Annotated in this window: 20 protein-coding genes; 13 read left to right on the forward strand and 7 right to left on the reverse strand. The window is 46.6% G+C overall.

Going from position 1 to position 25,961, the window contains the following annotated elements; translation table 11 throughout:
* Both ABIK47_02265 and ABIK47_02270 read right to left on the reverse strand, forming a co-directional pair.
* On the reverse strand, nt 1-624 hold a 624-nt coding region (locus ABIK47_02265; protein MEO0019449.1), incomplete at its 3' end, for a 4-hydroxybutyrate CoA-transferase.
* A gap of 8 nt (nt 625-632) precedes the next feature.
* Nucleotides 633-1,469 (reverse strand): MBL fold metallo-hydrolase, encoded by an 837-nt coding sequence (locus ABIK47_02270; GenBank protein ID MEO0019450.1) that lies wholly within the window; start codon nt 1,467-1,469, stop codon nt 633-635.
* Nucleotides 1,470-1,735: 266 nt separating this feature from the next.
* Here ABIK47_02270 and ABIK47_02275 point away from each other — a divergent pair, with 266 nt between their 5' ends.
* Complete coding sequence (locus tag ABIK47_02275) at nt 1,736-2,254, forward strand: ferritin family protein (protein ID MEO0019451.1); 519 nt, start codon at nt 1,736-1,738, stop codon at nt 2,252-2,254.
* On the opposite strand, the gene ABIK47_02280 is transcribed toward ABIK47_02275, so the two are convergent.
* The 3 genes from ABIK47_02280 to ABIK47_02290 form a co-directional block, all read right to left on the reverse strand.
* Nucleotides 2,251-3,576: a saccharopine dehydrogenase C-terminal domain-containing protein gene (locus ABIK47_02280; GenBank protein MEO0019452.1), complete on the reverse strand. Its 1,326-nt coding sequence runs from the start codon at nt 3,574-3,576 to the stop codon at nt 2,251-2,253. The genes ABIK47_02275 and ABIK47_02280 overlap by 4 nt on opposite strands.
* Nucleotides 3,573-4,892, reverse strand: coding sequence for a bifunctional lysine ketoglutarate reductase /saccharopine dehydrogenase family protein (locus tag ABIK47_02285; protein ID MEO0019453.1), 1,320 nt, complete (start codon nt 4,890-4,892; stop codon nt 3,573-3,575). The genes ABIK47_02280 and ABIK47_02285 overlap by 4 nt, the downstream gene beginning before the upstream one ends.
* 322 nt (nt 4,893-5,214) lie before the next feature.
* The gene (locus tag ABIK47_02290; GenBank protein MEO0019454.1) at nt 5,215-6,426 is read right to left on the reverse strand and encodes a hypothetical protein; all 1,212 of its coding nucleotides are present in this window, start codon (nt 6,424-6,426) and stop codon (nt 5,215-5,217) included.
* 140 nt (nt 6,427-6,566) lie between these two features.
* On the opposite strand from ABIK47_02290, the gene miaB reads away from it, so the two are divergent.
* Genes miaB through ABIK47_02350 form a run of 12 tightly spaced genes read left to right on the forward strand, consistent with a single transcriptional unit; the run spans nt 6,567 to nt 19,592 of the window.
* A complete protein-coding gene (miaB, locus tag ABIK47_02295; GenBank protein MEO0019455.1) occupies nt 6,567-7,925 on the forward strand; it encodes a tRNA (N6-isopentenyl adenosine(37)-C2)-methylthiotransferase MiaB in 1,359 nt (452 codons plus the stop codon).
* Nucleotides 7,926-7,931: 6 nt separating this feature from the next.
* Complete coding sequence (locus ABIK47_02300) at nt 7,932-8,267, forward strand: lipopolysaccharide assembly protein LapA domain-containing protein (GenBank protein MEO0019456.1); 336 nt, start codon at nt 7,932-7,934, stop codon at nt 8,265-8,267.
* Complete coding sequence (locus ABIK47_02305; GenBank protein ID MEO0019457.1) at nt 8,268-9,371, forward strand: tetratricopeptide repeat protein; 1,104 nt, start codon at nt 8,268-8,270, stop codon at nt 9,369-9,371.
* Between the two features lie 26 nt (nt 9,372-9,397).
* Nucleotides 9,398-11,977: a DNA mismatch repair protein MutS gene (gene mutS / locus ABIK47_02310; protein ID MEO0019458.1), complete on the forward strand. Its 2,580-nt coding sequence runs from the start codon at nt 9,398-9,400 to the stop codon at nt 11,975-11,977.
* A 41-nt stretch (nt 11,978-12,018) separates the two neighbouring features.
* A complete protein-coding gene (locus ABIK47_02315) occupies nt 12,019-13,308 on the forward strand; it encodes a UDP-glucose/GDP-mannose dehydrogenase family protein (protein MEO0019459.1) in 1,290 nt (429 codons plus the stop codon).
* Nucleotides 13,305-14,288 (forward strand): UDP-glucuronic acid decarboxylase family protein, encoded by a 984-nt coding sequence (locus ABIK47_02320; GenBank protein ID MEO0019460.1) that lies wholly within the window; start codon nt 13,305-13,307, stop codon nt 14,286-14,288. Before ABIK47_02315 ends, ABIK47_02320 begins: the two co-directional genes overlap by 4 nt.
* Nucleotides 14,267-15,142, forward strand: coding sequence for a Gfo/Idh/MocA family oxidoreductase (locus tag ABIK47_02325; protein ID MEO0019461.1), 876 nt, complete (start codon nt 14,267-14,269; stop codon nt 15,140-15,142). The genes ABIK47_02320 and ABIK47_02325 overlap by 22 nt, the downstream gene beginning before the upstream one ends.
* Nucleotides 15,130-15,786, forward strand: a complete 657-nt coding sequence (locus tag ABIK47_02330; GenBank protein ID MEO0019462.1) for a glycosyltransferase family 2 protein — start codon at nt 15,130-15,132, stop codon at nt 15,784-15,786. The genes ABIK47_02325 and ABIK47_02330 overlap by 13 nt, the downstream gene beginning before the upstream one ends.
* Nucleotides 15,776-16,459, forward strand: coding sequence for a cell division ATP-binding protein FtsE (gene ftsE / locus ABIK47_02335; protein ID MEO0019463.1), 684 nt, complete (start codon nt 15,776-15,778; stop codon nt 16,457-16,459). Before ABIK47_02330 ends, ftsE begins: the two co-directional genes overlap by 11 nt.
* A 1-nt stretch (nt 16,460) precedes the next feature.
* Complete coding sequence (locus ABIK47_02340; protein ID MEO0019464.1) at nt 16,461-17,357, forward strand: permease-like cell division protein FtsX; 897 nt, start codon at nt 16,461-16,463, stop codon at nt 17,355-17,357.
* A gap of 3 nt (nt 17,358-17,360) precedes the next feature.
* On the forward strand, nt 17,361-18,491 hold the full coding sequence (locus ABIK47_02345) for a peptidoglycan DD-metalloendopeptidase family protein (protein ID MEO0019465.1): 1,131 nt from the start codon (nt 17,361-17,363) through the stop codon (nt 18,489-18,491).
* Between the two features lie 12 nt (nt 18,492-18,503).
* Entirely contained in the window at nt 18,504-19,592 is a 1,089-nt protein-coding gene (locus ABIK47_02350) for a hypothetical protein (GenBank protein MEO0019466.1), read from the forward strand.
* A gap of 340 nt (nt 19,593-19,932) precedes the next feature.
* Here ABIK47_02350 and ABIK47_02355 read toward each other — a convergent pair whose 3' ends face one another.
* Together ABIK47_02355 and ABIK47_02360 are read right to left on the reverse strand one after the other, a co-directional pair.
* Entirely contained in the window at nt 19,933-20,301 is a 369-nt protein-coding gene (locus ABIK47_02355) for a helix-hairpin-helix domain-containing protein (GenBank protein ID MEO0019467.1), read from the reverse strand.
* Complete coding sequence (locus ABIK47_02360; protein ID MEO0019468.1) at nt 20,301-25,952, reverse strand: hypothetical protein; 5,652 nt, start codon at nt 25,950-25,952, stop codon at nt 20,301-20,303. The genes ABIK47_02355 and ABIK47_02360 overlap by 1 nt, the downstream gene beginning before the upstream one ends.
* Nucleotides 25,953-25,961: the final 9 nt, after the last annotated feature.

The following is a 25,961-nucleotide window of genomic DNA, read 5'->3' on the forward strand; positions in this document are numbered from 1 at the left end:
AGCAATCAAATCGGCAACATTCTTGGCAATCCGCCGGGCAACCTCACTCTCCCCCGGAGTAACAAACTCATAGATAGGTGCATCGTTTTCCACTATCGTCTCAATCTGTGATATATGGATAAAGCTATCACCAAGCGTCCTCGGCATCTTGGGATTGACCTCAGCAATCACATGCCGGGCGACCTCAGCAGCCGGCTTGGTAATATCAACCGAGACCCCTAAACTGCAAAACCCATGCTCATCCGGCGGTGTTACCTGAATCAAGGCAACATCAATCGGCAAGCGACCAGAGCGCAAAAGACGCGGGATCTCAGAAAGGAAGATGGGTGTGTAATCTGCTCTGCCTTCATGGACCGCCTCTCTCACATTGGCACTGATGAAGAATGAGTTTGCCCGGTACCGACCGGCAAGCTCCTCCTCAGCATAAGGCGCCACCCCGAGTGTGAGGATATGGGTTATCTCCACATCCTCAACCGGACGCTGAGCAAGCGCCCTCACAAGTTTCTGCGGTGTCCCGCAAGCCGAACCAACAAAAACCCTGTCACCCGGCTCAAGCACAGCGAGCGCCTCCTCCGGGCTCTTTATCTTATTTCCGTATTTTGACTTCCAATCAACAGAACCCATAAACCTCCTTAAATCTTAATCTCTTCAAACAGATACCTTTCATTCTCCTTAATAATTCTTCCGGCAAAAACCTCAGGGTCATGCTCAAGAAAGGAAATCCAGCCTTCGGCAACCGCCTGATTCAAAAGACGCTCCTTTTTCTCCATCGACTCCAAAGGGAAAAGGTCAAAACCCATAATATAGGGAACCGGAATGTGTCCGCGCGTCGGTATCATATCAGACCAGTAAATTGCGGTCTGCCCCTTACTGCTTATTTTAACAACCTGCATCCCCTTTGTATGACCACCGGTGTGGACAAGCTCAATTCCTGGCAAAAGCTCCATTGAACCGTTAACAATTTCCAAAAGCCCCATCTCCTGCAACGGCACAAAGTTTTCCTTCAGATAAGATGCGCGTGAGCGCCTGTTTGGATTTAATGCCTCCTGCCACTCCGCCTCCTGAACCACATAACGGGCATTGGGAAATGTCGGCACCACCCTATCCCCTTCAACCCTTGTTGAGCCGCCGCAATGGTCAAAATGGAGATGGGTCAAAATCACGAGACTTATATCCTCAGGTCTGAAACCAATGCGAGCAAGTGAAGCCAGTAAACTATCAGGCTTCTCAACCCGATACCGCTCAGCAAACTTTTTATCATACTTATCACCAATACCGGTATCAATAACAACCCTTTCCTGCGGGGTTAAAATCAAAACCGGTCGTAATGCCAGTCTGATGCGGTTCTTTTCATCAGGTGGGTTGGTCCTCTCCCACAGCGGCTTGGGCACAACCCCAAACATTGCCCCGCCATCAAGACCGAAAAACCCGTCAAAAAGCGGGTAGATCTTAAAATCACCAATGTTCATTGAAATGATATTTTAGATTAATCTCCCCAGGAGTCAAGTTAATAAAATCAGCCAGCCACCTGAATTTTTATCGACCGGTCAATCATTTTCCCAAATTAACAAGGGGACTATATCCTGTCAAAAATTGTCATTCGGCTAAGTTAAGAAACTCCCAAGACATAACTCCATTTCACCTCACTGAATTTTGTATATATTTACCTAAACATTTTGGCTCTTAACGCAACCTATTGACCAGGAGCGTTGTATTGATAATATCTATTGATTTTATGCATGAGGAAACCCTATCCGATGTATTCCAACTGGCTATTTCAGCTGAAGAGGAAAGTTTAAAGAGATATCTTGAGTTTGCCATAGGAACCAAGGATGAAAACGGAAAGAATATGTTCATCAGGCTGGCCCAGGATGAGTTTATGCATCAAAGGTTGTTAAAGAGGATGCTTGAAGAACTGAAAGATAAGGGCACCTGTTCAGTTGTTGAAACCCCACCAACAGTTATTGAGAAACTTGTGCCCAAAATTGGTGACAAAAGCCTGCGGGTCAAAGGAAAGGAAGGGCAATCTGCGCTTGACGCCCTTTTAACCGCACTCAACCTTGAGATTAATGCCCGCAACTTTTACCAAAAGCAGGCAGAAACAGCCGGACCAGAATCAGTGCGCGCAGTCTTTCTCCGCCTCGCCCAGATGGAACAGGCGCACAGCGAACTGATTCAGGCGGAGATTGATTATATTCAGAAGACCGGTTTCTGGTTTGGGTTTCAGGAGTTTACACTTGAGGCGAACCCTTAGGCGATAAACTCCGACCGCTCCTTGAACTCAATCCCCAACTTCTTCAGTTCCTCAAGAACGGGCTGGTATATCTCCTTTTTTACTGGAATCTGAACGCCGCTCAGGCGCAATTTCCCTTCAAGAATCATCTTTACCGCAATTGCTGCGGGCAGGCTGACGGTCCTTGCCATTGCCGAATCACCATCAGGCTCGCCGTAGTCTATCAATGTGGACTCAACCTTTTCCCTCTTCCGGTCAGGGTACTCAATCTCGAACTGGTGATGCAGGACAATCATATCCCGCTCACCTGGCTGATACCCCATCTTCGCCAGCATCGCCTTGGCAAGGATGTCAAGATTAGAGCCGCTCTCAAGCCCGATTGGGCTATCATCAAAAAGACCGAGCCAGGCGAACCGCTCAATAACCGGATGGTCAAGAGATAGGTTTAGACGCCGGGCAACAAGGGCACGCAAATCACCACTGCCCGGCACAAACCCCTTAAGCCACTGGGAATAGGTCATACTCATAATGTCATTTCTTATCCCCTCCTCCTGGAGAACCCCCAAATCAACTATCGCCTGCATCGTCTCGCACCAGCCAGGGTTGCGCAGGGTTGCCCTTATCATCGTCCTGACCCCTTCCAGACCGTAGAGACCGATATAAGGCAAAGAGTTGCGGTTCGGGTATGCCTCAAACTCTCCTGCATCTTCAATCTTGACCCTCCAGAATGAGGCAAAGAGCCGGCTTGCCGGGACCATCACCTCCTTGCCATCCTTGAGAAACAGGGCGTTGTTTCTTGTTGCCATCAGAACCCCCTTCGGGCTCCAGGAGAACTTATAACCCCAAGGGTTGTTGTTCGCCTCAGGTGCGGGCAGACCCCCACAGGAGGAGATAAAACTGACAATTCTGCCGTTGTTTGCTCTGACCCGGTCAATGATTGCCATTGCCGACATATGGTCAATCCCGGGGTCAAGCCCGATTTCATTCAAAAAAATCAGATTTGCCCTTTTTGCCTCATCATCAAGGGCACGCATCCCATCACTCACATAGGAGGTGGTGACCAGATGCTTTTTGAGTGCCAGGCAGTGTTTGGCAACCACCGTGTGATAAACATAGGGCAGGAGGCTGACAACCACATCACTCCCCTTAACCAGCCGGTGCAAAGAAGGCTCATCATCAACAAGCAGTTCAACTGCTCTTCCGCGGGGACTATTTTCAATCAACTCCTGCGCCTTTTTTACTGTACGCGTTGCCACTGTTGTCTCAACATCGGGCAGGTTCAAAAGATAGCGCACCAGCGGTCTTGAAACCAGACCCGCTCCCAAAATCAGAACCCTTTTCATCTATCGCTCCTCTCTAAAAACCTCTCAAGGTACTGATAATCCTTGGTTAATACCCCTTTATGAACAATCAACCCCCGCTTCAAAGGCAGGGGCAAATCAAGCGCATCAAAATCCTTCTTAAAATCGGTTTGTGCCAGCACCGGGACAAAGGGCATTAGCGCCTGACCGAACTCGGCTGAAGAGTCAACCGCCAGTTCGCAGGGAAGGTTGTCAACCGCCATAATCGGTATCCCCTCCCCTTTAATACCATCAAGCGCCTTGTCACTAACAGGGTCATAAACGAAAAATGGCTCGCCCGGATTTGTTGCCCTGATTGTTGCCTCAATTGAGCCCTCAATGTCGCAGGAGATGTCGCCAATGATAATAAGCCGCAGGTCACCCGCTCTAAAAGCCTGGCGCAAATACTCCTTTGTCACCAGCCTTGGATAGCGGCTGTCCCAGTAAATGCAGTTCACCAAAACCGAAAGATAGGGCAGGTATCTTTCAAACCTTGACCGGTACAAATCAGGTCGGGCATAATACTCATTTAGGTCAAAACTGTGCCCGGGTTCCTTGGGTTCAACCGTATCCCTTTCCTTGAAAACAACCTGATAAATGGTTTTGGCATCACCGCCCTTAATTACCTCCGGCAAATCGTCAGGTGTGATTAAGGTTGTGCCCAATGCGCTTAAAACCTCGCCGGCACCCTTGGCAACATTGCCATACCCGGTCACCCCAATAATAAACGGCACCAACCTATCCGGCAGCCCCTCCTTGCGAATCCGCTCGCCAATTTGGGCAATCGCATTTTTGGCAACCTCAACCCTTTCATACTCATGGGCAAGTTTCACCTCAAGAAAAGGGGTTTTCAGACCGAAAACCTCAAGCCTTTTGCCAAGACCTGAAAGGGTATCAATCATTCCGGCAATCCCGGCAAACCTGCCAAAAAATATCAGCCTTCTCCCCTCATCATCGGTAATCTTCTCATAATCAATCAACGAACAGCCCAGTTCCATCATCCGCTTCAGCATCGGCATATTCTTCGCTTGCCCCTTGATAACATGGGCAAAGAAAAGATAGCTCCTTTCCGGTCTAAAAAAATCCAAAGGCATCTCCTTGATTCCAAGAACAACCGGACAATCTGAAATATCCTTTCTCACCTCTGCCCCTGCCCTCTGATACTCATCATCAGAAAATGCCCTGATTTCCGAATGCTGAACCTGAAACCTCAACCCCTCCCTTTTTATCAGTTCACCCACCTGAAAAGGTGTTAAAGGCGCCCTGCGCTCCCAGATGTTTTTGTCCTCACGCCTGATGCCAATGATATTTCCTGTCATTAAAGGTTACCTAAAAAGAAGGTTGTTAAAATTGTAACTTTATTAATATACCCAAATCTCAAACCCAGTCAAGGAAAGCTAAGAAGCCTCGTTTCCTATTTCAAATCAACAGACAACCCCAAAACCGAGCCAATCGCAAAAACCCTGTTCAATCCAATCTGAAAAATTATTAAGGGGGTAATCCCCGGGGAGGGGTCTGAAAAAGTGATGAGTTCGGCTAAGTTATTTATCTTTGAAACTTAACCTGATTTTTCCCGAAATCTTCTTGTATACTTATAAGTATACAAAACTGACAGGGATTAAAAGAGCCCTAAGACCCTTTCTACCTTGCAATCACAACCCTTCTATCTATTCCTGAACCGCTCCTTATGAAATAGACACCAGGTGAAAGATGCCGGACATCATTCTCGCCAGGCTTAAGTTCAAGCACCTTTCTACCGGTGACATCAACGAGAAACGCCTCTGACCCGTCATCGGTCATCGGTCTTCGGTCTCCTGTCTTCTCCCATCTTAACACATTGCGGACAATTGTGGCATTTAGCGGTGAGCCATTAGCCGTTCTCTGGAAGCGTTCCTCAACCCCAACCCCATAGAACTCTATCACCCGCAGTCCAGAATCCCCGTCTGCAACATAAGCATAATCTCCTGACGCCGTGAGGTCCAAAGCCCTGCCCGGTGTGTTATAATAGCCAACCTGAACAGGATGTGTAGGGTCTGAGACCAAAATCACCCGCAAACCACCAGCCTCTCCATCTGCCACATAGGCATAATTTCCTGATGCCGCCACACCCCAAGCCACGCCTGGTGTATCACAATAACCAATTTCTTGTGGATTTGTCGGGTCTGACACCAATGCAATCCGAAGACCATAATAACCATCAGCCACATAAGCATAATCGTCTGCAACCACTACACCCAAGGCATCGCCTGGTGTGTAATAATAGCCCACCTCTTGTGGATTTCTCGGATCTGACACCAATACCACCCGAAGCCCTCCCTCAAAGTCTGCCACATAAGCATAATCGTCTGCAACAGCTACATCAAAAGCACCCCCTGGTGTATCATAATAACCGACTTCTTGTGGATTTGTCGGGTCTGATACCAAAATAACTCTCAAACCATCCTCATAGTCTGCAACATAGGCATAACTGTCTGCAACCGCTACACCACAGGCATACCCTGGAGTATCATAGGAACCAACCCTATGTGGATTTGTGGGGTCTGATACCAAAATCACCTGCAGACCAAAAAAATCGTCTGCGACATAAGCATAATTTCCTGCAATCGCTATACCACAAGCATACCCTGGAGTATCGTAATAACCAACCTCTTGTGGACTTGTTGGATTTAATATTGAGATGACTCGAAGTCCAGAATAACCGTCTGCAACATAGGCGTAATTTCCAGAAACCGCTACACCCACAGCCCTGCCTGGTGTATCATAATAGCCAATCTCCCGGCAGTTAAGCGAGTCCGCATAAACAACCGCGGTCAAAGGAAAAACGACCACCACTGTCAGGACATATCTTTTCATTTTACCTCCCTTTATAAATCAATTATACCAATTTTATGACATTTGTCAAGTCGAGTCTTTACCCTAAATATATGAGCGAGCAACTCATTCCGCAGCAGTTATTTCTTGACATTTTTTAAAAGCGGCTAAAATATCATAAAATGAGCGTGAGGTATTACCTGCAGGTTTACGGCTGCCAGATGAACCTTTATGAGGCGGATTTGGTGCGTGCCATTCTGAATCAGGCTGGTTACGAAGAAACGGACAATGAGTTTGATTCCGAGGTGCTATTGATGATGACCTGTTCGGTGCGCGCCCATGCAGAAAACCGGGCGCTGGGCAGGCTGGCGCAGTTTGTCGGTCTGAAGAAGAAAGGGCAAGCCCAGGTTGTTGGTGTTCTTGGCTGTATGGCACAAAACCTTAAGGAAAAACTTGTGGAAAAGCATCAGGCGGATATTGTTGTAGGTCCTGACCGGTATCAACTTCTGCCCGAGTTTATTGTTAGTTGTCTTAGGGGTGATGGACCCAAAATAGCGGTGGATTTTTCCAATGAGTGCTATGAAAATATCCTGCCCGAAAAAAAGGTTGGTGTTACCGCGTTTGTCACGATAATGCGCGGTTGCAGTAACTTCTGCTCATACTGCATCGTCCCTTATGTGAAAGGACCAGAGCGCTCAAGACCGGTGGAATCAATATTAAAAGAGGTTCACCACCTCGCAAAAATGGGGGTGAAAGAGATTACCCTCCTCGGGCAGAATGTCCTTGCCTATAATCACCGGGGGGTTGACTTTTGTGCCCTTTTGGAAAAGGTCTGCGCATTCTCGGAAATCAGGCGGGTGAGGTTTCTCACCTCCCATCCGAGGGATCTGGATGAGCGCTTGGTAAGGACAATGGCATCCCTGCCTAAGGTCTGTCCGCAGTTGCATCTGCCATTGCAATCCGGTGCCAACCGGATATTAAATTTGATGAACCGCGGCTATACCGTTGAGGAGTATTTGAGCAAGGTGGCGCTGGTGCGGAAATACCTCCCTGAGGTCTCCCTTACCACCGACATCATTGTCGCATTTCCCACCGAGACCGAAGAGGAGTTTGAAGCCACCCTGACCTGTCTTGAAGGGGTGCGATTTGATTATGCCTATATGTTCAGATTTTCTCCCCGACCCGGCACCAGGGCAGCGGAGATTAAGCCATTGGTTCCCTTACCGGTTGCGAGCGAACGCCTGAGCCGATTGATAGCCACTCAAACCCGGATAACAAAGGAGCTGAGTTCGGCAATGGTTGGCAGGGAATATGAACTCCTGATAGAGGGCAAGAGCCCAAAGGGAAACGGCGCTCTGGGCAGAACGCCTCAGGGTAAGGTGGTAATCGTTGACCAAGAGGTTAATAACGGTAATCTTATAAGAGTGAAGATAACGGCTATTAGTGGCTGGACGCCAGTTGGAATACCAGTTGACAATCCAGCATTTGTCGGAGCCGCTTGCAGCCTAAAGATTAACCCTGTCTTGCAACGAGGAGGTTGAAAAATGGTGACATTAAGGATAATTCTGATCCTGCTGGCATTTGTGATTCTCTTCATCCTGGGTTGGCAGAACCAGTGTCCTGTCAGTGAGGTTAGGGTGTTCTTTCGCACCTTTTACGATGTGCCGATTGCCCTGGTTATGCTTTACTCCTTTGCATTTGGTGGCCTCTGCGTGGGGATTTTCACCATCATCTCCGAAATCAGGTTGCGAGCCCGGTTGCGCCGGCAACGGCATGAGATTGACGCCCTTACCGAAGAGTTGCGTGCCCTGCGAAATGCTCCCTTAAGTGTAATTGCAGAAACAGAAAAAAACGAACCGGCTCAAGAAAAGGAAGAGGATTAAATGTATCCCCTGATTATTGTCATCCTTGCTTTATTAATTGTTGCCCTTTATCCGGTTGTTCGCGACTTCCTCCGGCAACGTAAGAAGACCTTACCCAATTATGTTGAAGGTCTCCAACTATTGCTTGACGGCGAGGTCGAGAGGGCAAAAATAAAATTAAAGGCAGCGGTGGAGGAGGACACCGGCAATGTTGACGCCTATGTGAGGCTGGGCAACATCTTTCTTGACCAGGGGGATTTTGAGCGAGCATTGCAGATTCACGAAAGCCTAGCGCTCCGGCGCAATCTTAAAAGGGAGGAGGAGTTAAAGGTATACCGAGCGCTGGTTCGTGACTACTTAAAGACCAACCGCCGGGTAAAAGCCATACCCCTCTTGGAGGAAATCGTTCGGGCTGACCGCTCTGACCTTAACAGTATTGAAAATCTTCTTGAACTGTATATTGAAAACGACTCCTGGGAAAAGGCAGAAAACCTCCTCAAAGAATGCGGACGGATTCGTTCTCCCCGCGTCGCCAGGCTCTATGCCCAATTTGGTTATGCCTTTGGGAAGGTAAACCCCCAAAAAGGCATCCAGTGGCTTGAAGAGGCGTTGCGGATAAATCCGAAATCGGGGCTTGCCCATATTTACCTCGGTGACCTCCAACTCGCCCAGGGGGAAACAGAGGTGGCTATCAAGACTTGGACAAAAATGTTAGACATCGCCCCGGAGAAGAACCGCTTTGTGCGCGAGCGGCTTGAACGTGCCTATTATGAACTTGGTCGTTATGAGGATGTGGCACAACTCTACCGTCGGTTGTTGCACCGGGTGCCGCATGATACCAGCCTGGCTGTTGCCCTCGCCGAAATCTATGCCAAAAAGGAGGACCTGGCAGCAGCGATTCACCTTTTGGAGCACTCAGGTAAAAACCAAGATGCAAAAATCGGCATCGCCCTGGCAGAACTATATCTGCGTCAAGGTAATTTAACCGAGGCGAAAGAACATCTTGACATAGCGGTGCGAGAATTAACCGCCGGGATTAGCGACTGTTGCGGCTGTGGCAAAAAACTGTCACAAGCTGATTTTCAGTGTCCCGAGTGTCACACCTGGCAGGAAGATTTAGATTAAGTGCTTAAATTGCATCCCGAGCTTTTGTGGCAGAAAGGCTGACACCTCTCCTTGCCCAGTACCGAAGGATAAAGGAGCGCTACCCGGAAACCCTGTTGCTTTTCCGAGTAGGTGATTTTTATGAGATGTTTTATGAGGATGCTGAGATTGGTGCCCGCGCCCTGAACCTTACCCTAACCTCAAGACCCCATGGTCCTAATATCCGTGTGCCGTTGGCGGGAATTCCTGTCAAGGCGCTGGACAGTTATATTGCCCGGCTCGTTGCTCAGGGTTTCAAGATTGCCATCTGCGACCAGTTAGAGGAACCAAACCGTAATAAACCGGTTGTCCATCGTGATGTGGTTGAGGTCATCACACCGGGGACCATTACGCGTACCCCGCTTTTAGATGAACAGCGGAACAACTATCTTATGGCGCTATCACCTGCAGGCGAAATTTGGGGATTGGCCTTTGCCGACCTGACAACAGGTGAGTTTGTTGTAGGAGAAATTAAATCGGCAAACATTGTTGAGGAGATAGCCAAAATCGGACCTGCGGAAATCCTCATTCCTCAGAACTGGAGTGATAAATTGCCCATTGAATACCAAAACCGCATCACCCGTCTCGATGACTATTATTTTACCGAAGAGTTCGCTTTTGATAAACTCACCTCCCATTTAGGTGTAATGAACCTGGACGGTTTTGGTATTGGGGAATTCACCGAAGGGATTTGTGCGGCCGGTGCAATTCTCCATTACCTTGAACATACGCAGCGGAGCGCGCTTCCCCATCTTCGTCGTGTTACACCATATATACTCAGTGAATATCTATTAATTGACCGGATATCCCGGCGCAACCTCGAACTGATTGAAAGCCTCCATCCTGAGGAAAACCGGCGCGAACCCTCAAAAACATTGTTAGGGGTCCTCGACCGAACAAAAACCCCGGGGGGTGCAAGGTTATTGCGACGCTGGCTTCTTGCCCCCCTCCTCTCGGTAAAAAAGATTAACCAGCGCTTAGATGCTGTTGCTGAACTCAAAGAAAATGTTGCTTCACTTTCAGAACTGCAAGACCTATTGGGTAAAATTGGGGATATAGAACGGATTGTTTCTCGGATCGCCTTAGAGCGGGCAAATGCGCGGGATTTGATAGCGTTACGTAACTGGCTGAAGGTTATACCAGAAATTAAAAAACTCCTCTCTGGATTCCGGGCTGAAAGACTAATGTATATTTACAACTCCCTCCAGGACTTTGGAGCCGTTGTGGATGACATCGATCGAGTCCTTGTGGATGACCCGCCCGGTGCCATAACCGAAGGCGGGCTAATCCGCCCAGGTTATAATCAAGAACTGGATGAGTTACGTGCCATTGCCGGCAATGCCAAGGAGTTTATCGCCGGCATTCAAGAAACCGAACGCCAGCGCACCGGCATACCCAATTTGCGTATCGGGTATAATTCAGTATTCGGCTATTACATTGAAGTAACCAAATCCTATCTATCACTTGTTCCCAAAAACTACATCCGAAAACAGACCATAGCTAACGGTGAAAGGTTTATTACCCCGGAACTTAAGGAATACGAAGCCAAGGTATTAAATGCTGAGGAGAGAATCAAGGCGCTCGAATATGAACTTTTCACCCAATTGCGCCGCCGAATTGCTCCTTCTACCGATAAAATCTTTGAAGCGGCTCTTCTCATTGCCGAAATTGATGTTTTTGCCGCTCTTGCCGCCGTTGCCAACGAACGAAATTACACCCGCCCCATTGTGGATGAGTCCAGTAGTATCGAAATCAGGTCTGGCAGACATCCGGTTGTAGAGGCACTAAGTAAGGAACCGTTCATACCTAACGACACAATTATTGATAGTGCCAAAGAGCAAATTCTTATTATTACCGGTCCCAATATGGCGGGTAAGTCAACCTATCTTCGGCAAGTGGCGCTGATTGTGATAATGGCACAGATGGGGTCATTTGTGCCTGCCGCTTATGCCCGTATCGGTATTGTTGATAAAATCTTCACCCGGATTGGCGCCTCAGACGATGTTGCCCGAGGTGTTTCCACATTCCTTGCTGAGATGATTGAAACCGCCAATATTTTAAATAACGCCACCTCCCGCAGCCTGGTGGTACTTGATGAGGTCGGACGGGGAACTGCCACCAACGACGGTCTGGCAATTGCATGGGCCACGGTTGAACACCTCCATGGCAATGAGAAGTTTTCTCCGAGGACAATCTTTGCCACCCATTACCATGAACTCACCGATATTGCTAAACTCCTCCCCCGTGTTAAAAATTATAGTTTCCTTGTACGGGAAAGAGGTGATGAAGTACTTTTCCTCCGCAAAATCAAACCCGGACCTGCCGATAAAAGTTATGGTATCGCAGTTGCCAAACTCGCTGGACTTCCCGAATCGGTCATCAATCGAGCGAGGGAAATGCTCATCCATTTTACAGAACAAACAGAAATCAACCTCAAACGATTTAATTTACCTGCGGAAACTCTGTTTGCGAGCGACCACTCTATCCATCCTGTAATTGAACGATTGCGGAGTTTAAATATAAACGAACTCACTCCTCTCGCAGCGTTGAGTTTACTTGCCGAACTGCAGAGACTTGCCCGAGAGTGACAATAAATTGACTTTTACCATTTTCCTCCTATATTAGCACTATGCACATTGCGGTAATCGGAACAGGCTATGTTGGTTTAACATCTGGCGCCTGCCTTGCCAAAATTGGGCACAGGGTTATCTGCGTGGATAATGATGAAGAGAAAATCACTGTGCTAAACCGTGGCGGTATTCCAATTTATGAACCTGGACTTAGGGAGGTTATCGACGAGGCTGTCCGGGCAAACCGGCTTTCTTTTACCACCAACATCTCCCAGGCGGTTAAGGAAAGCGAGGTCTGCTTCATTTGCGTGGGCACGCCCCCTCTCGAAAGCGGAGAACCTGATTTGACTTATGTTGAGAGTGTTGCCCGGGATATTGCCTTTAGCATGGACGGATATCGTCTGATTGTAGAGAAGTCTACCGTGCCTGTCCAGACGGGAAAATGGGTCAGAAAGACGATCGAACGCTACAACCGTAAACAAATTCCCTTTGATGTCGCCTCCAACCCCGAGTTTTTGCGAGAGGGTTCAGCGGTGCGAGATTTTTTAGAGCCTGACCGCATTGTCATTGGGGTGGAAACCGAACGGGCACGAGATTTGCTCCTTGAAATTTATAAGCCCATTAAAGCCCCCGTGCTTGTGACCGATATCGAATCCGCAGAACTGATCAAACATTGTTCTAATGCCTTTCTGGCAATGAAAATATCTTTTATCAATGCTGTCGCAATAATCTGCGAGGCCGCAGGTGCTGATGTTATGAAAGTAGCTGATGGAATGGGTATGGATAAAAGAATCGGCAGGGCCTTTCTTGATGCTGGTGTGGGGTACGGCGGTTTCTGTTTTCCCAAGGATTTACGGGCATTTATTCGGATTGCTGAGGAATTGGGTTATGATTTTAAGTTGCTGCGAGAGGTGGAAAGAATTAACGAAGAGACAAAACAGCGCTTTGTCAAAAAGATTCGCCAAGTACTGTGGAATTTGCGTGATAAGAATATCGGCATTTTAGGTCTGGCATTCAAACCAAATACCGATGATATGCGTCTTGCCCCATCCATTGATATCATTAGAGCGTTGCTCTTAGAAGGGGCGAAGGTTCGTGCCTATGACCCCCACGCAATGGAGAATGCCCGAAAAATCCTTCCCGATATCATTTACTGTCAAAGAGCTGAAGATGTTGCCCAAGACGCAGACCTGTTAGCAATCGTAACAGAATGGGATGAGTTCAAACACCTTGACCTCATCCGCATTAAAGAAAAAATGCGTCTGCCCATCATCTGCGACGGTAGAAACATATTCGAAAGATCAAGGCTCGAACGGTTGGGGTTTACCTATATTGGCGTTGGTAGATGAAAACCAGAAAACTGCGTGTGGCTATTGTCGCGGGGGGAGCGGGATTCATCGGTTCTCATCTCTGTGAGAAACTACTGAAAAAGCAATGGAATGTAGTTTGTGTCGATAACCTTATTACTGGCAGAATGGAAAATATCCTTCATTTACAGAAAAACCCCAGATTCAGGTTTATTAAAATGGATATCAGTGACCAATTAATCTTAGAACCTCAGTGCTTACCTCGGGCGGATGTCATCTTTAATCTTGCCTCCCCTGCTTCACCAAAGGATTATAGGGCTCTCCCTATAGAAACCCTTATGGCTGGGGCACAAGGAACTAAAAATCTTCTTGAAATAAGTATGAGAAATCAGGCGATATTCGTTCATGCCTCTACTTCAGAGGTTTATGGTAACCCCACCAAACATCCTCAACAGGAGAGCTACTGGGGGAATGTTAACCCCATCGGAGAGCGTTCGGTATACGACGAGGCGAAAAGATTCGCCGAAGCCTTAATTATGGCATATCACCGCAAATTTAATCTGGAGGTTCGTATCGCCAGGATCTTTAACACCTATGGACCAAGGATGAAACTTGATGACGGTAGAGTTGTCCCTACCTTGATTTACCAGGCGCTCACAGGGAAACCTTTGACGATATTCGGCAGCGGTCGGCAAACCCGTAGCCTCTGCTACATAAGAGATATGATAGTGGCTCTTTACAGATTAATTAAATGCCGAGACCCTTATCCTATTAACCTTGGAAATCCTGAGGAGTTTACCATTCTCCAGATTGCCCGTTTGGTCAAAAAACTAACAAAGTCAAATAGTCCTCTTATATTCCAACCTCTCCCTCCCGACGACCCTAATCGCCGGAGACCCGACATCACCCGTGCACAAAAACTTCTCCACTGGCGTCCCGTGGTTAATTTAGAAAGAGGGTTAGAACTCACGATAAGATGGTTTCGCGAGAATGAGTTAAAATGGAATCAATGGAAAAATTAGGGATAGGAATAGTCGGTGTGGGTTTGTGGGGTAGAAATTATGTAAGAACTCTTGCGGAATCTAATGCTTGTCAAATCTTTGTCGCTGATGTTGCTGAGAAAAACTTAAAGGGGCTTCAGGACGTGCGAGTAGTTTCATTTCCGGAACTCCTTGCGCACGACGGCATTAAAGCCTTAATCATTGCTACCCCAGACAACACCCATTTTCCCTTAGCAGTTCAAGCACTTGAAGCCGGAAAGGATGTTCTCGTAGAAAAACCTATGGCGCTCTCTGTTGAAGAAGCGGAAGAAATGCTACTCCTTGCCCAACGCCGGAAAAGAATTATTGCTATTGCTCATACCCCGATTTATTCCTGTTCTTTTGACCTTCTAAAATCTCAAATCGAAGGGATAGCGAAAAAGGATATTATAAGAATTGAAGCGGTTAGAACCTCCCAAGGCAGAAATAATGGTAGTGATGTTCTCTGGGACCTTGCCTGCCATGACTTGGCAATGGCGATATCCTTGTTTGGCCTTCCTAAGAAGGCAAAAACCATTAGACGCGAACACCATACCTGCCAATATAAAATGATTTTTAATAATGATATTGAATTTATTGGCATTGCCTCGTGGTCCGACCCTCCGTTCCACCGGGAATTTAAGGTTTATACGAGAGAAAGGGTTTATCAATTTCAAGAGCCTATTGGAGCGAAGGGATTGAAGTCCAACTTACCCCTTAGTCGGATGTGCTCTGACTTTATTCGCTGTTCTTATACTCGGGCAAGACCCTTGAGCGACGGGGTATTAGGTTTGAATGTAATTAGGTGTCTCACCCTTCTTTCCCAAGAGGGTGACGAGGTTAAATGCTCTCAGTAATAATCCCGGTTTACAACGAGGAGAACTCGGTCTTGGAAATAATCGAACAGGTGAAATCGGTTCCGATACAGAAAGAAATTGTGGTCGTTGATGATGGTTCCTCGGACAAAACAGTAACATTGTTGCGAGATGTCACCGGTATCAAACTCTTCATCCATAACTATAATCAGGGCAAAGGTGCCGCAATCCGTACTGCACTTCCCCATGCCTCAGGTGATATCATCTTAATCCAAGACGCCGACCTTGAATACGATCCCTCAGATTATCCCAAATTGGTTGCGCCTTTCAAAGACCTAAAGGTTATAGCAGTATATGGTTCCAGATTCAAAGGAAAAGGTAGGTTCCTTTTTCTCAGCCGGTTGGCTAATATCTTTCTTACCTTTATAACAAACGCCCTGTTCGGTGGTAAACTTACAGATATGGAGACCTGTTACAAATTAATCAGAAAAGAAGCGGCTGTAAAACTTAATCTCCAAGCGAAGCGATTTGAAATTGAACCGGAAATCACTGCCAAACTCCTCCGCCAACACTACCGGATTGTTGAAGTGCCAATAAAATATCACGGGAGAAGCCGAGGAAAAAAAATCGGCTGGCGAGATGGTTTAATTGCCTGTTGGACACTTTTAAAGGTTTATGTCAGTTGAATCATCGCCGGTGATCGAATTGGTTGGGGTATTTAAATACTTCCAAGGAGAATGGCCGGCACTTACCGATATCAATCTGACAGTTTACCAAGGTGACTTTCTTTTTCTCTTGGGGGCAACCGGGGCCGGCAAGACCACCCTGCTGCGGCTTCTGTATCGCCACGAGTTGCCCGACGCTGGTACTGTCAAAGTTTTGGGTTATGACCTCACGGTTATGAAAGAAAAGGAGATACCAAATCTCCGTCGGCGCCTCGGGATAATTTTTCAGGACTTTAAGCTTCTTTCGGACCGAACTGTTTATGAAAACCTCGAGTTTGTTTTGCGGGCAATAAATACTCAGCCTGATATGATTCCTGCTAAAATTCAAGAGACCCTCGCTCAACTCGGTCTCGTTCATAAAAAGAATTCCTATCCTCATGAGTTATCAGGCGGAGAACAGCAAAAGGTTTCTATTGCTCGGGCACTGGTGAAATCCCCTGACATTGTCCTTGCCGATGAGCCCACAGGAAATATCGATCCTAAGGCAGCTGACGATATTTTGAACATCCTCAAAGATATAAATTATCAGGGAACAACAGTTATTATGGCAACTCACGATGCTGATATTGCAGAACGAACCCAGCGACGTCGTGTTACTCTTGATGCTGGGAGAATCGTCCGCGACGAGGGATAAAATGAAATTGGGTTACCTCTTGAAGGAGACTTGGCGTACAATCACCCGGAATTTCAGCCAATTTTTCCTTGCGAGCGCAGTAATGGCTATATGTCTCCTTTTAACCGCACTTTTTCTTGTAATAACTCTAAATGTGCTCAAAATCTCTGCGTCGGCACGGGCATGGGCAGAAATCTACGCGTTTGTGACGGACGACATTGCCAATGACCCAGCACCACTTCTCAAGCGAGTAATCGATATTACTGGTGTAGCTGCTGTGCGCTTTGTCTCAAAAGCAGAGGCGTTTGATGAATTGCGCGCGGAACTTGGTTCTGATACCCTTTTGCTGGATGTATTAGGTGAAAATCCTCTCCCTGCATCGATTCGACTTGCCCTTCATCCCAATTATACCGACGTGGAAAATGTTAGTGCCATCGAACAAAAACTATTACTTTTACCAGGCGTCACCGAGGTTTGGTCAGGAAAAGAATTATTGGCGCAACTCAATCGGGCACTGAAAATCCTGTTGATAATTGACATCGGAATTTTTATCATAGTTGCTGCTTCTGTCATTTTTATAGCATTTCAGACGGTTGAAAGTTCAGTTATAACCCGTGCCCAAGAAGTAGAGATTATGGAACTTGTGGGGGCTAGCCGAATGGCAATACGAATCCCTTTTATTCTCCAAGGTTTGCTTCAAGGAACCTTCGGTAGCATCATCGCCTTTCTCCTGATTTTCATCATTTTCAAAGTGGTTACCTCTTTCATCCCGACGCCATTTTTCCCCTCGGGGGTGGTGCTCGGGACTACCCTCCTATCAGGACTTTTGTTCGGCCTAGGCGGCTCAATATTGGCACTCAATCGGCTTCCCTCTACCTTGATTGCCAAACCTAAACCGCAGCGGCTCCGTTCGCTTTAGAGAATGAAAGGCTTCGTAAGAACTGTTGCTCTCTCGGGAGTAATCTACATCTGCGTCAATGCTCAGGGTATTACCTTGAGGGATTCTATAGCCCTTGTGCAACGTCAACTGGATTCAACCCTCGAAAGACTTGACGATTTAACCCGAAGGGTGACTGAACTTGCCGTTAAAGAAAAAACCGCATTGGAGCGGCTCGAACTTCTCCAAGAAAAAATTGCGCTAACAGAAAATCTGATCAGACAACTTGAAGCCCAAATTGACCGCCACAACCGTGAAATCAATGAACTAAATGCCCAGTTAGCAAAACTCCTTAAAGAAGAACAGAGATGTCGCAATTCGCTCAGCCAGCGCCTGCTAACCATCTACAAATATTCTAAAATATTTCCCCTTCAAGCCTTTCTTACTACGAAGAACTTGCCCGAATTTTATCGTCGGGTTATAACACTTCGACTTATCAGTCGTTCTGATCGCCGACTTCTTCTCGAATTAATGGAACTGAATAAAGAGGTGAATTTACACCGGCAGGGTATCCTTGCCGCTCAAATGTCGGCCGAGAGTCTTGAAGCATCTGCTCAAGAAAAGAGGAGAAACTTGATGAAAGATAAAGAGGAAGAGAATAGAATGCTCTTGCAAATCCGGACAGAAAAACTGAGACAGTCTGCACTGAAAAACGAACTCCAAAGCGCTGCTGAAAGACTAAAAGAACTGGTTGCTGACCTCCAAATCCGCGCCTCATCACAGGAAGAAAAATATGATTTTGAAAAAAACAAAGGAAGATTACCTTGGCCGGTAACAGGCTCCATCATCGCCTCCTTTGGAATCCAAACCCACCCCCGTTACCACACTAAAGTAAATAATACAGGTATCGACATCAAAGTAAAGGAGCCCAGCGAAGTAAAGGTAGTGGCGGCAGGTAAGGTTTCTTATGCCGACCGATTCATTGGATATGGCAATCTGGTTATAATTGACCATGGGAATGGCTATTTTACCCTGTATGGAAATCTGAGCACATTAAAAATCGCCGTTGGTGCTTCAGTATCTCAAGGAAGTGGTATTGGCACCGTTGATGACTACCTCCATTTCGAGATTCGCAGGGAAGGCCAACCGCTCAATCCGAAAGAATGGCTTGAATAATCCGAGGAACTGATGTCATTTTCTGAGATAACTGGACAAAAAAGGGTCTGCCAGGTTCTTGAAAAACTTCTTGCTACGACCAAGAACATCCCTTTGCTGTTTGTTGGTCAACCCGGGGTCGGCAAACGTACAGTTGCGCTTAAACTTGCCCAAGCTGTAAACTGTGAAAAGGGAACAGGGAAGGCCTGTGGGAGATGTCCGGTCTGCACAAATATCGCTAGGTTAAACCATCCGGATGTCCGCTTGGTTATGCCTGTCCGGAAGCCCTCCAAATCCCGGGATACCGAAATCCCGGAAAAACCTGCCGAAGAGGCTAATAAACCGGTAAAGGGTGTGATTGAAGAAATCATTAAACATTATCCTGATTATACCTTGGACAAACCTCAACCACCATCCATTCCCAACCTTCAGATACCTATTGATGCCATTCGGTGGTTGGGAACGGAAATGGCAAAACCTCCGGTTTCTGCTCGGATGCGATTCTTCATCATCCTCAGTGCCCATCAATTGAATGAACAGGCGCAAAGTGCCCTATTGAAAATATTAGAAGAACCCCAGGCGAACACGCTCTTCATCCTCACAGCAACAAACTCCAACGCCCTTATTCCTACAATCCGTTCCCGCTGCCACATTATCCGTTTCGCCGATATACCGGAAAACTTAATAGCCCAGTACCTCACAAAACAGGGTATAACACAAAGAGATGCTAAGACCGGTTTACAACTTGCTGCAGTCCTTGGTCAAGGCTCTATAGGTAAGGCTCTGAGTGCATTGAATAATCCGGATGAATTTTTCTTCCCACCAGTAATTGAGTACCTCAAAAAGGGTAGAGGTGATGATACTTTATTTACTATCTTTGATGAAATAGCAGAAACGTCCTTAACTACCGTAGTAAATACCGCCCTTTTTTTCTACGAGAACACTCTCCGTGCCCATCTCGGTTACAATTATCTACCCCAGTTTACAAGTGAGACGGCTATTAACTATCCGCTGCCATTATTACGCAAAAAACTTGCCTATATCTACGACCGCTTTCACGAGTGCCAGTTAAACACCAATCGTAATCTATCGCTCTACACCTTTTTATCGGTAGCAACATAAAAATCTTCATCAGCAAATCATTACCCTCCCCAGTTTTCAAATTTTCCCGGGGGACAATCTCCCTGAAACAATTGAAATTTATTTAAGTTCCGCATTTTTCAAAAGATACGCTATTAATACTACCGAAGATTAGTATCTATATAAATAAACTCGGGCTTCATCATTGGGGATTTATCGTTTTAAACTTATCGGTTATAAGTAATTTTCTTCTAATTGCAAGATGGTTGGAGCCTCGACGATTATATTCACTCCGGAGCAAAACAGGGCATTTGTCTTAATGGTATTGATGCCGTTGTGCAACTGCCCCTGAACCTCACAAGGAATTACCATTATTATTAAATTATTTTGAGGATTCGCCAAGCAAAGGTTTACAGGTTACGAATTCCTTTATGGCCGCAAATCGTTTAGGTCCAATACCGATAACATTTCTCAGTTCGGCAACCGTTTTAAATCCACCGTGCGTTTCCCGATAGGTAATAATGCGCTGGGCAAGAACAGGACCGATTCCAGGTAAAGCATCAAGCTCCTCTAAACTGGCATGGTTAATGTCCACCAAACTATCTTTTAGTGGATCTGCTGGCAACTCAACCTCTACCCCAAAGTTTTCAAGCTGTCTTTTTATCTTAAAATGTCTAACAACAGAAATCAATGAGCCAATAAGGAATGCCGCGGTCAAAAAAACTACCGCTGCCCTTTCACGAGGATTCATCAGAACCTAAATAAAATCCAGATATTCAAATCGGTCCGCTCGTTACTGATGCCAGAAATTGACCTATTGTAACTGTAACCGCTATTGAGGCCAGCTTCAATACTACGGGAGAACCGGTAAGATGCGCCCAATGATGTGGCAATTGTATTATCCCTTTGCTGGGGAACTGTATTTCTCTCTTCCCTTTCGCTCCAGACGGTCTGCTCACGAACTGTTTGGGAATACCGCAACTGCCACGTCAGGCTTAAATCCGAAGAAAATCTAACCCTCCGCAAAAACGGCAACTTCAGACCTTGCGGGGCAGAAAACGAGTAACTTAAAGAGGCGTTCCCACCTTGTGTCCTGGTATCAGTAAGACTCCGATTACGACCTGTTTCGCTAAGGTAAGAAATTGCTCCTGAACGGCTGTATTTGAGGCTTAGTGTCGTGGAAACTCGTTTTTTCCAGGTAGTCTGCCAAGATAAAAGCGGGTCCAAATCGACAGCACGATTTTCGGTCCTGCCGAATATGGTGAGAGTCTCGCCACCAGTAGCAACAGGTAGGAGTTCTCCCCTAATACTCAATCTGCGCCGATAACTACTTGACAACCGGGAATCGGTAGCAAACTTACTGAACAGATTCTGAACCTTCCCAAGATTAAGTTCAACGCTGGGCCAAGTGAGGTTATGGTCGGCTGTAGCACCCAGTAGAGCCCAGTTTTTCCCAAAAGTTTGATCATAACTTAACCGCACGGAAAACTCCTTGTACCCCACTCCACTGGAAAAACGGAGGCTGCGAGATAATTCTCGTGTCCTACTCAACTGCCCTTGCAATGAATCGTATGGGAAGGTATCGCTTAAACCCAACCTATAAGTCCATGGTGCTGCACCCTGAAACCCGAGGTAATCGCTCGAACGGGAGACGCTGTAATTGAACTCAATGGGTTCAACGGTGCTAGTAATCTCAGCGAGCATCGACATGAAATTTATCCCGGATCCATGAGAGCGCTCAAATTTATGATTAAACACCAGCGTATCTGATGTTGCCTTTGTTGAATCAAACGGTTTCTCAACAGTGTCAGCGTCAGCAAACTTAGGTACCCCGTGCCCCATAACATCCTTCTGTGTCAGTAAACCTTTCTGGCGAAATCCGGTGGTTCTTTCAATTCGAGAACTCAATTTCTCTGAAAGTTCATTCAAGTCGATAGAAGCGTTCAAACTTATCTCCCCAGAATTACTGATATTGCGGTAATCGGCATACCCGGCTCCGATTTTTGGTCGCTCACAAGTATAATCACCATCAAATTCAACAGACGGATTGATTATATCCCCGATCTCCAGTTCATAAGAAATACCGATGTTTTCACTACGATTCGCCTCACTACCTAAAACAAACCTAAAAATCGTATCGGGGTTAGAAACCAAAAGGTCTCTTTCCGAATCCCACCCATACTCTATTGTCAAATCCTCTAACGGCGAAAGGACAATATCAAAACTCCCCATGATACCCCTCCCATGGAGAGTATCAATCCGAACAGTATCACCACGGATATCGGTGCGATCAGCCCCACCGATACCCACACTGATATCCCGGGGTAGAAAATAAAGTTCACTCTCACCACCCAAGGGAATTTTCACTTCTGGTCTAATCCTATAGCTCCACTGCCAACCAGTTGATTTACTGGAATCAAAATTGGGATAGTTGGAATTGCTAGCCCAGCGACGACGCCAAGAGAAATTCATTGCCTCAATCGTGTAATTGAACAACTTATTTCCGGATTGTTGTTTTGACAGATTGTTAAACGCAACTTCCTGGCTCTGAGCATAACCAGTCTGTTGGCGCTGCTCACGAGAATTGAGTCTCAAATCTGGCCAGGTGGCGGAGAATTTTGGCAAATTGGACTGCCGCATCCGTGAATATGAAAAAGGAATAGCAATCCCCCAGTTGCGTGGTAAAAATCGGTCAAAATTAACTCGCAGGTCTGCACCAATGTTTTGAGCAAAACCACCTGTCTTTACACCTCTTCCCTCTGAAAAACGATAGAAATTGGGGTCGGAGTAAGACCACCGTACCCCCAAGGAGAGAAAATCGGCAAGCTGGAAATTTACCTGACTTGTAAATGCGTAACCAGGTTCTTTTTTGGGAGCGGTCAATCTAATATCGTTAAACCAAACGCCACCGCTGATTTTATTTTTTTCTCTGTTAGCAATACCGAGCCCAAACCACCGAATATTTGCCAAAGATGGCAATCCTAATATTGAATATAAAGTTGAGTCTGAATTAACATGGGTATATAACGAGTCGGGAATGACCCCAGATGAGTCGCGCGCGAGTTTCAACCTGGGTAACGAATCTAATGCTACGATAAATTCATACCATCTCCCGTCTCGGCCGGTAATTTTTCTCCCTTTCGTTATGGGAGAACGGAACTCGTAATAATTTGCTGAATCTGAGCCAATTCTGATGAAACAGTCCAGTCCATTCCCATCGTCGTGGACATAAAACCTGATTTCCCCATAGTTGCGATAATCCTCACTCGTGGTATTTGTTTTAGTCACTATTGCCTGCCGGCCGCGATAAAGACCCCGATAACCAAAGAGTAAAGCGGCTTCAGTCTCAATCCTTCCAGTTATGTCTCGCTTCAACTCGAAAGGAGAACTATAACTCGTATCGGTCTTTTTAGACACCTGTGATACCCATACCTTTTCATTAGTATCCACTGGCACTGAATTTCCTTTAATAATATCATAGATTTTCGGATCGCGCCACTTGCTGCCCGCAAACTGAAGGGAATACAATTCAATCGTATCAGGATTCAAAAAACCATCAAACCACACTCGCACTAAACGAATATCCTCCCATTTGGGGTTACCAACCTTAGTAAACAATGTTGTGTCCCGCAGGGGCACACGGTACAGACGCCAGTTATTAAAAAGTGGTGTAATAAATCTGTCTTCACCAATGGGAATCGTATATTCAAAATAGTGATTGTAGCGGGAAAAGCCGTTACGGTCGAGGTCCTCAGAGTCAAGCCGGCGGTTGCCTTCTGTGCCCCCTTGATTATCGTAGGGGTCGTAATCGTCATTACCATCATCAATGGCATCAGGGACCCAAAGTGAATCCTCACCAAAAATTGTGTCCAGTCCGGTGTCCTCCCATTCGTCTAAAACGCCGTTGCCATTTCTGTCTTCGGTATCAAGGAATCCATTATAACCTTTAATGGCCCCACTTCGATCGCGTCTCGGTGCATCTTCATCTATTGCCATTCCTATAGTCACATGAATATTACCGGTCCTGTGCCCTGTGCGAAGAATCAGCTCTAAATTTTCAATATCGGTAAAATTCATCCCTAACTGCGCAGCTGGGGCGGTCATTATGCCAGCCCAAGACTCCGGGTCCGCAGAGTCTGGTGTGAAAATGACTTTGAGGATCTCCTGGGTTTCATTGCCCTCATCTCCTATAGCCGGTCCAAATACACTATCCTTACGCACCCTATCTTTTGGTGTTGTCCATTTAATAGGGATTTTTGCAAAGTTGTGGGTATCTTTACCAACCGGGACCGATGCGTAAGACCAGAGCATCGCCGTATTTGTGACCTCGCGCGTGATAACCGTTCCTTCAAAATCGTCAAGATATGCCACACCACGGGTATTAGGATTTGGTAGGGAAACGGCACCTTCGGTCCTAAGGTCAAATCGAGAAGGACTCTGCGCCCACAAAATTGGCAGACGGTCTAAAAAGGCAGTTACCGCATCCGATGTTGTGCTATAGGAAATATCACTTTCGGCTATCATTCTCTGAAAAGGTTCTGATCCTATGGCTGGTTTTTCTTCGGGAATGCCTTCATTACGATAGAAGAAACTTGACCCAATCTTTCCGTTCTCAAGGAACGACCATTCGGTTCTTGCGCCCATAAGCGACTTTTGGGTAATGGAAAACCAAGGTTGATACTCAAATGTTACCTGAATATCAGCATCTGGGGGGAGAGGTTTAAGAAAAGTAATGACGCCGGTAGCGTAGTCAATCGAGTAATCGGTTCCGTTAATTTTCTGCTGTCCATTGACAATCACCCGTTCCGAACCTTTGATGATATCAGTCTGGCCGAGGTAGTAAGTTTCGGTAATTGTATAATATGAGACCACTAAAAAATATTTCCTCCCAGCGCCTGGTGGAAGGAAATCTGGGTCAAGGCGATAGATTATTGAGTCCTTAACCGACAAAAGCGGGGAAATGAATGGTTTAGCCGCAGGGAAGCGAATCATGCCTGTTTTGCTCTCAAATTCAGGATATTCGAGTCTTCCATCACCATTAGGGTCGAGCCCTAAAAGTTGAAGAAATGAAAAAACAGTGTCACCCCTAATTTCGTAGTCGCTATGTTGTCCTTGGGGATTGTATCGAAAGAGCCGCACCGTATCCAGTTTCACATCTCCCTGACGAAGTTGATAACAATTGCGGAGGTGAAGTTCCCAAGTGCGAGAAAGGGAATCAGGGACCTCGGGTTTGATTAGACAAAGGATGAGCGAGTCGCGCAAGGTTTTACCGCCGATGGTATCATTTTCTTTGAAGATGACGACACCGACTATGTGGTTGCGCTCAATCGGGGTGATGAACTCAATGATATTGCCGGGTTGAAGGAGGTAATCAACACCCGGCGTTTTTAGGTCAAAGTCGCCACCAGCGCGGTCATAACTCCACCAGGTGCTGTCGCTAATAATAGAGTCGGGATTATCTGGGAAAACGGTGGCAATGGCTTTGAAGGAAGCCTGGTTGTTACTTGAGTTTTTGTCGTCGATGTAGACACGGAGATTTAGCAGGCGCTCGGCGCTATCAACACCGGGCAATCGGTAAAAGCGGCGCTGAATGAAGTCTGTGTCCCAGATTGTATCTGTGGTTACCCGGCGTTTGCCAGTAAAGGTCTGGGTTTGAGTTTGTGAGCCCTCACGCGAAGCGATTGCATACACATCAATCCCGGCAATTTTACCTTTCGCAGAAATACCAAAGAGTCCGTGATGTGCGGGTAAATCCCCGGTATAGATACTTCCAGGTATATCAAGCCTGGTGTCGCCGAGTTCAACCGAACGCACAACCTCATCCTCGGTTCCGGTGTACTGAAGTTTAATTTTGTTTTGTTGTTCATCCCGCTCTGAATCATGGTCAATTGTTATCTTAGTGCGGTCCCCGATCGTACCATTCACAGTAACAGCAAGTTGTTGTTCCATCTTGAGTTCTGGAAAAAGGCTTTGTCCTGTCATTGTTCTGGTTACCCCTTTAAGGACAGTGGAGCTACCGCCCAAGGTAATCCTGTCTCTACCCGAGATGTCTATTTTTGACCCCTCACCCAAAAGGGGAAGCCGCGGTAACTGGATGTCTGGAATCAGTCCAGCAGGCTCAGACGCCAATTCCCGCCTTTCCAGCATCCGATGCGCCTCCTCCTGCCAAGTTGAAATTATCGCCTCTTTGATAGAATAATTTAGATACTCATCGATAGGAATGATACTTTCCAAACCGAGGTAAACATCTCCATACCACTTCTCTAAGAAAACGACGCCTATAGAATAATCAGGACGGGTGATAATCCGGGGAGGCTCAATGAGCGAATAAGACCATCCCAAGCTGATGGCGATTAATGAAAAAGCCCTAATCCAAAACCACCAACGCCAATCTATTTTCATTTTACCATA

This window comes from candidate division WOR-3 bacterium, assembly GCA_039801245.1.
Lineage (GTDB): Bacteria > Hydrothermota > Tepidihabitantia > Tepidihabitantales > Tepidihabitantaceae > JAOABP01.

Excerpts from the sequence above, each read along its gene's own strand:
- ABIK47_02270 (MEO0019450.1), bottom strand. The coding sequence starts at position 1,469 with ATGAACATTGGTGATTTTAAGATCTACCCGCTTTTTGACGGGTTTTTC.
- ABIK47_02275 (MEO0019451.1), top strand. The coding sequence starts at position 1,736 with ATGCATGAGGAAACCCTATCCGATGTATTCCAACTGGCTATTTCAGCT.
- ABIK47_02280 (MEO0019452.1), bottom strand. The coding sequence starts at position 3,576 with ATGAAAAGGGTTCTGATTTTGGGAGCGGGTCTGGTTTCAAGACCGCTG.
- ABIK47_02285 (MEO0019453.1), bottom strand. The coding sequence starts at position 4,892 with ATGACAGGAAATATCATTGGCATCAGGCGTGAGGACAAAAACATCTGG.
- ABIK47_02290 (MEO0019454.1), bottom strand. The coding sequence starts at position 6,426 with ATGAAAAGATATGTCCTGACAGTGGTGGTCGTTTTTCCTTTGACCGCG.
- miaB (MEO0019455.1), top strand. The coding sequence starts at position 6,567 with ATGAGCGTGAGGTATTACCTGCAGGTTTACGGCTGCCAGATGAACCTT.
- ABIK47_02305 (MEO0019457.1), top strand. The coding sequence starts at position 8,268 with ATGTATCCCCTGATTATTGTCATCCTTGCTTTATTAATTGTTGCCCTT.
- ABIK47_02315 (MEO0019459.1), top strand. The coding sequence starts at position 12,019 with ATGCACATTGCGGTAATCGGAACAGGCTATGTTGGTTTAACATCTGGC.
- ABIK47_02320 (MEO0019460.1), top strand. The coding sequence starts at position 13,305 with ATGAAAACCAGAAAACTGCGTGTGGCTATTGTCGCGGGGGGAGCGGGA.
- ABIK47_02325 (MEO0019461.1), top strand. The coding sequence starts at position 14,267 with ATGGAATCAATGGAAAAATTAGGGATAGGAATAGTCGGTGTGGGTTTG.
- ABIK47_02330 (MEO0019462.1), top strand. The coding sequence starts at position 15,130 with ATGCTCTCAGTAATAATCCCGGTTTACAACGAGGAGAACTCGGTCTTG.
- ftsE (MEO0019463.1), top strand. The coding sequence starts at position 15,776 with ATGTCAGTTGAATCATCGCCGGTGATCGAATTGGTTGGGGTATTTAAA.
- ABIK47_02340 (MEO0019464.1), top strand. The coding sequence starts at position 16,461 with ATGAAATTGGGTTACCTCTTGAAGGAGACTTGGCGTACAATCACCCGG.
- ABIK47_02345 (MEO0019465.1), top strand. The coding sequence starts at position 17,361 with ATGAAAGGCTTCGTAAGAACTGTTGCTCTCTCGGGAGTAATCTACATC.
- ABIK47_02350 (MEO0019466.1), top strand. The coding sequence starts at position 18,504 with ATGTCATTTTCTGAGATAACTGGACAAAAAAGGGTCTGCCAGGTTCTT.
- ABIK47_02355 (MEO0019467.1), bottom strand. The coding sequence starts at position 20,301 with ATGAATCCTCGTGAAAGGGCAGCGGTAGTTTTTTTGACCGCGGCATTC.
- ABIK47_02360 (MEO0019468.1), bottom strand. The coding sequence starts at position 25,952 with ATGAAAATAGATTGGCGTTGGTGGTTTTGGATTAGGGCTTTTTCATTA.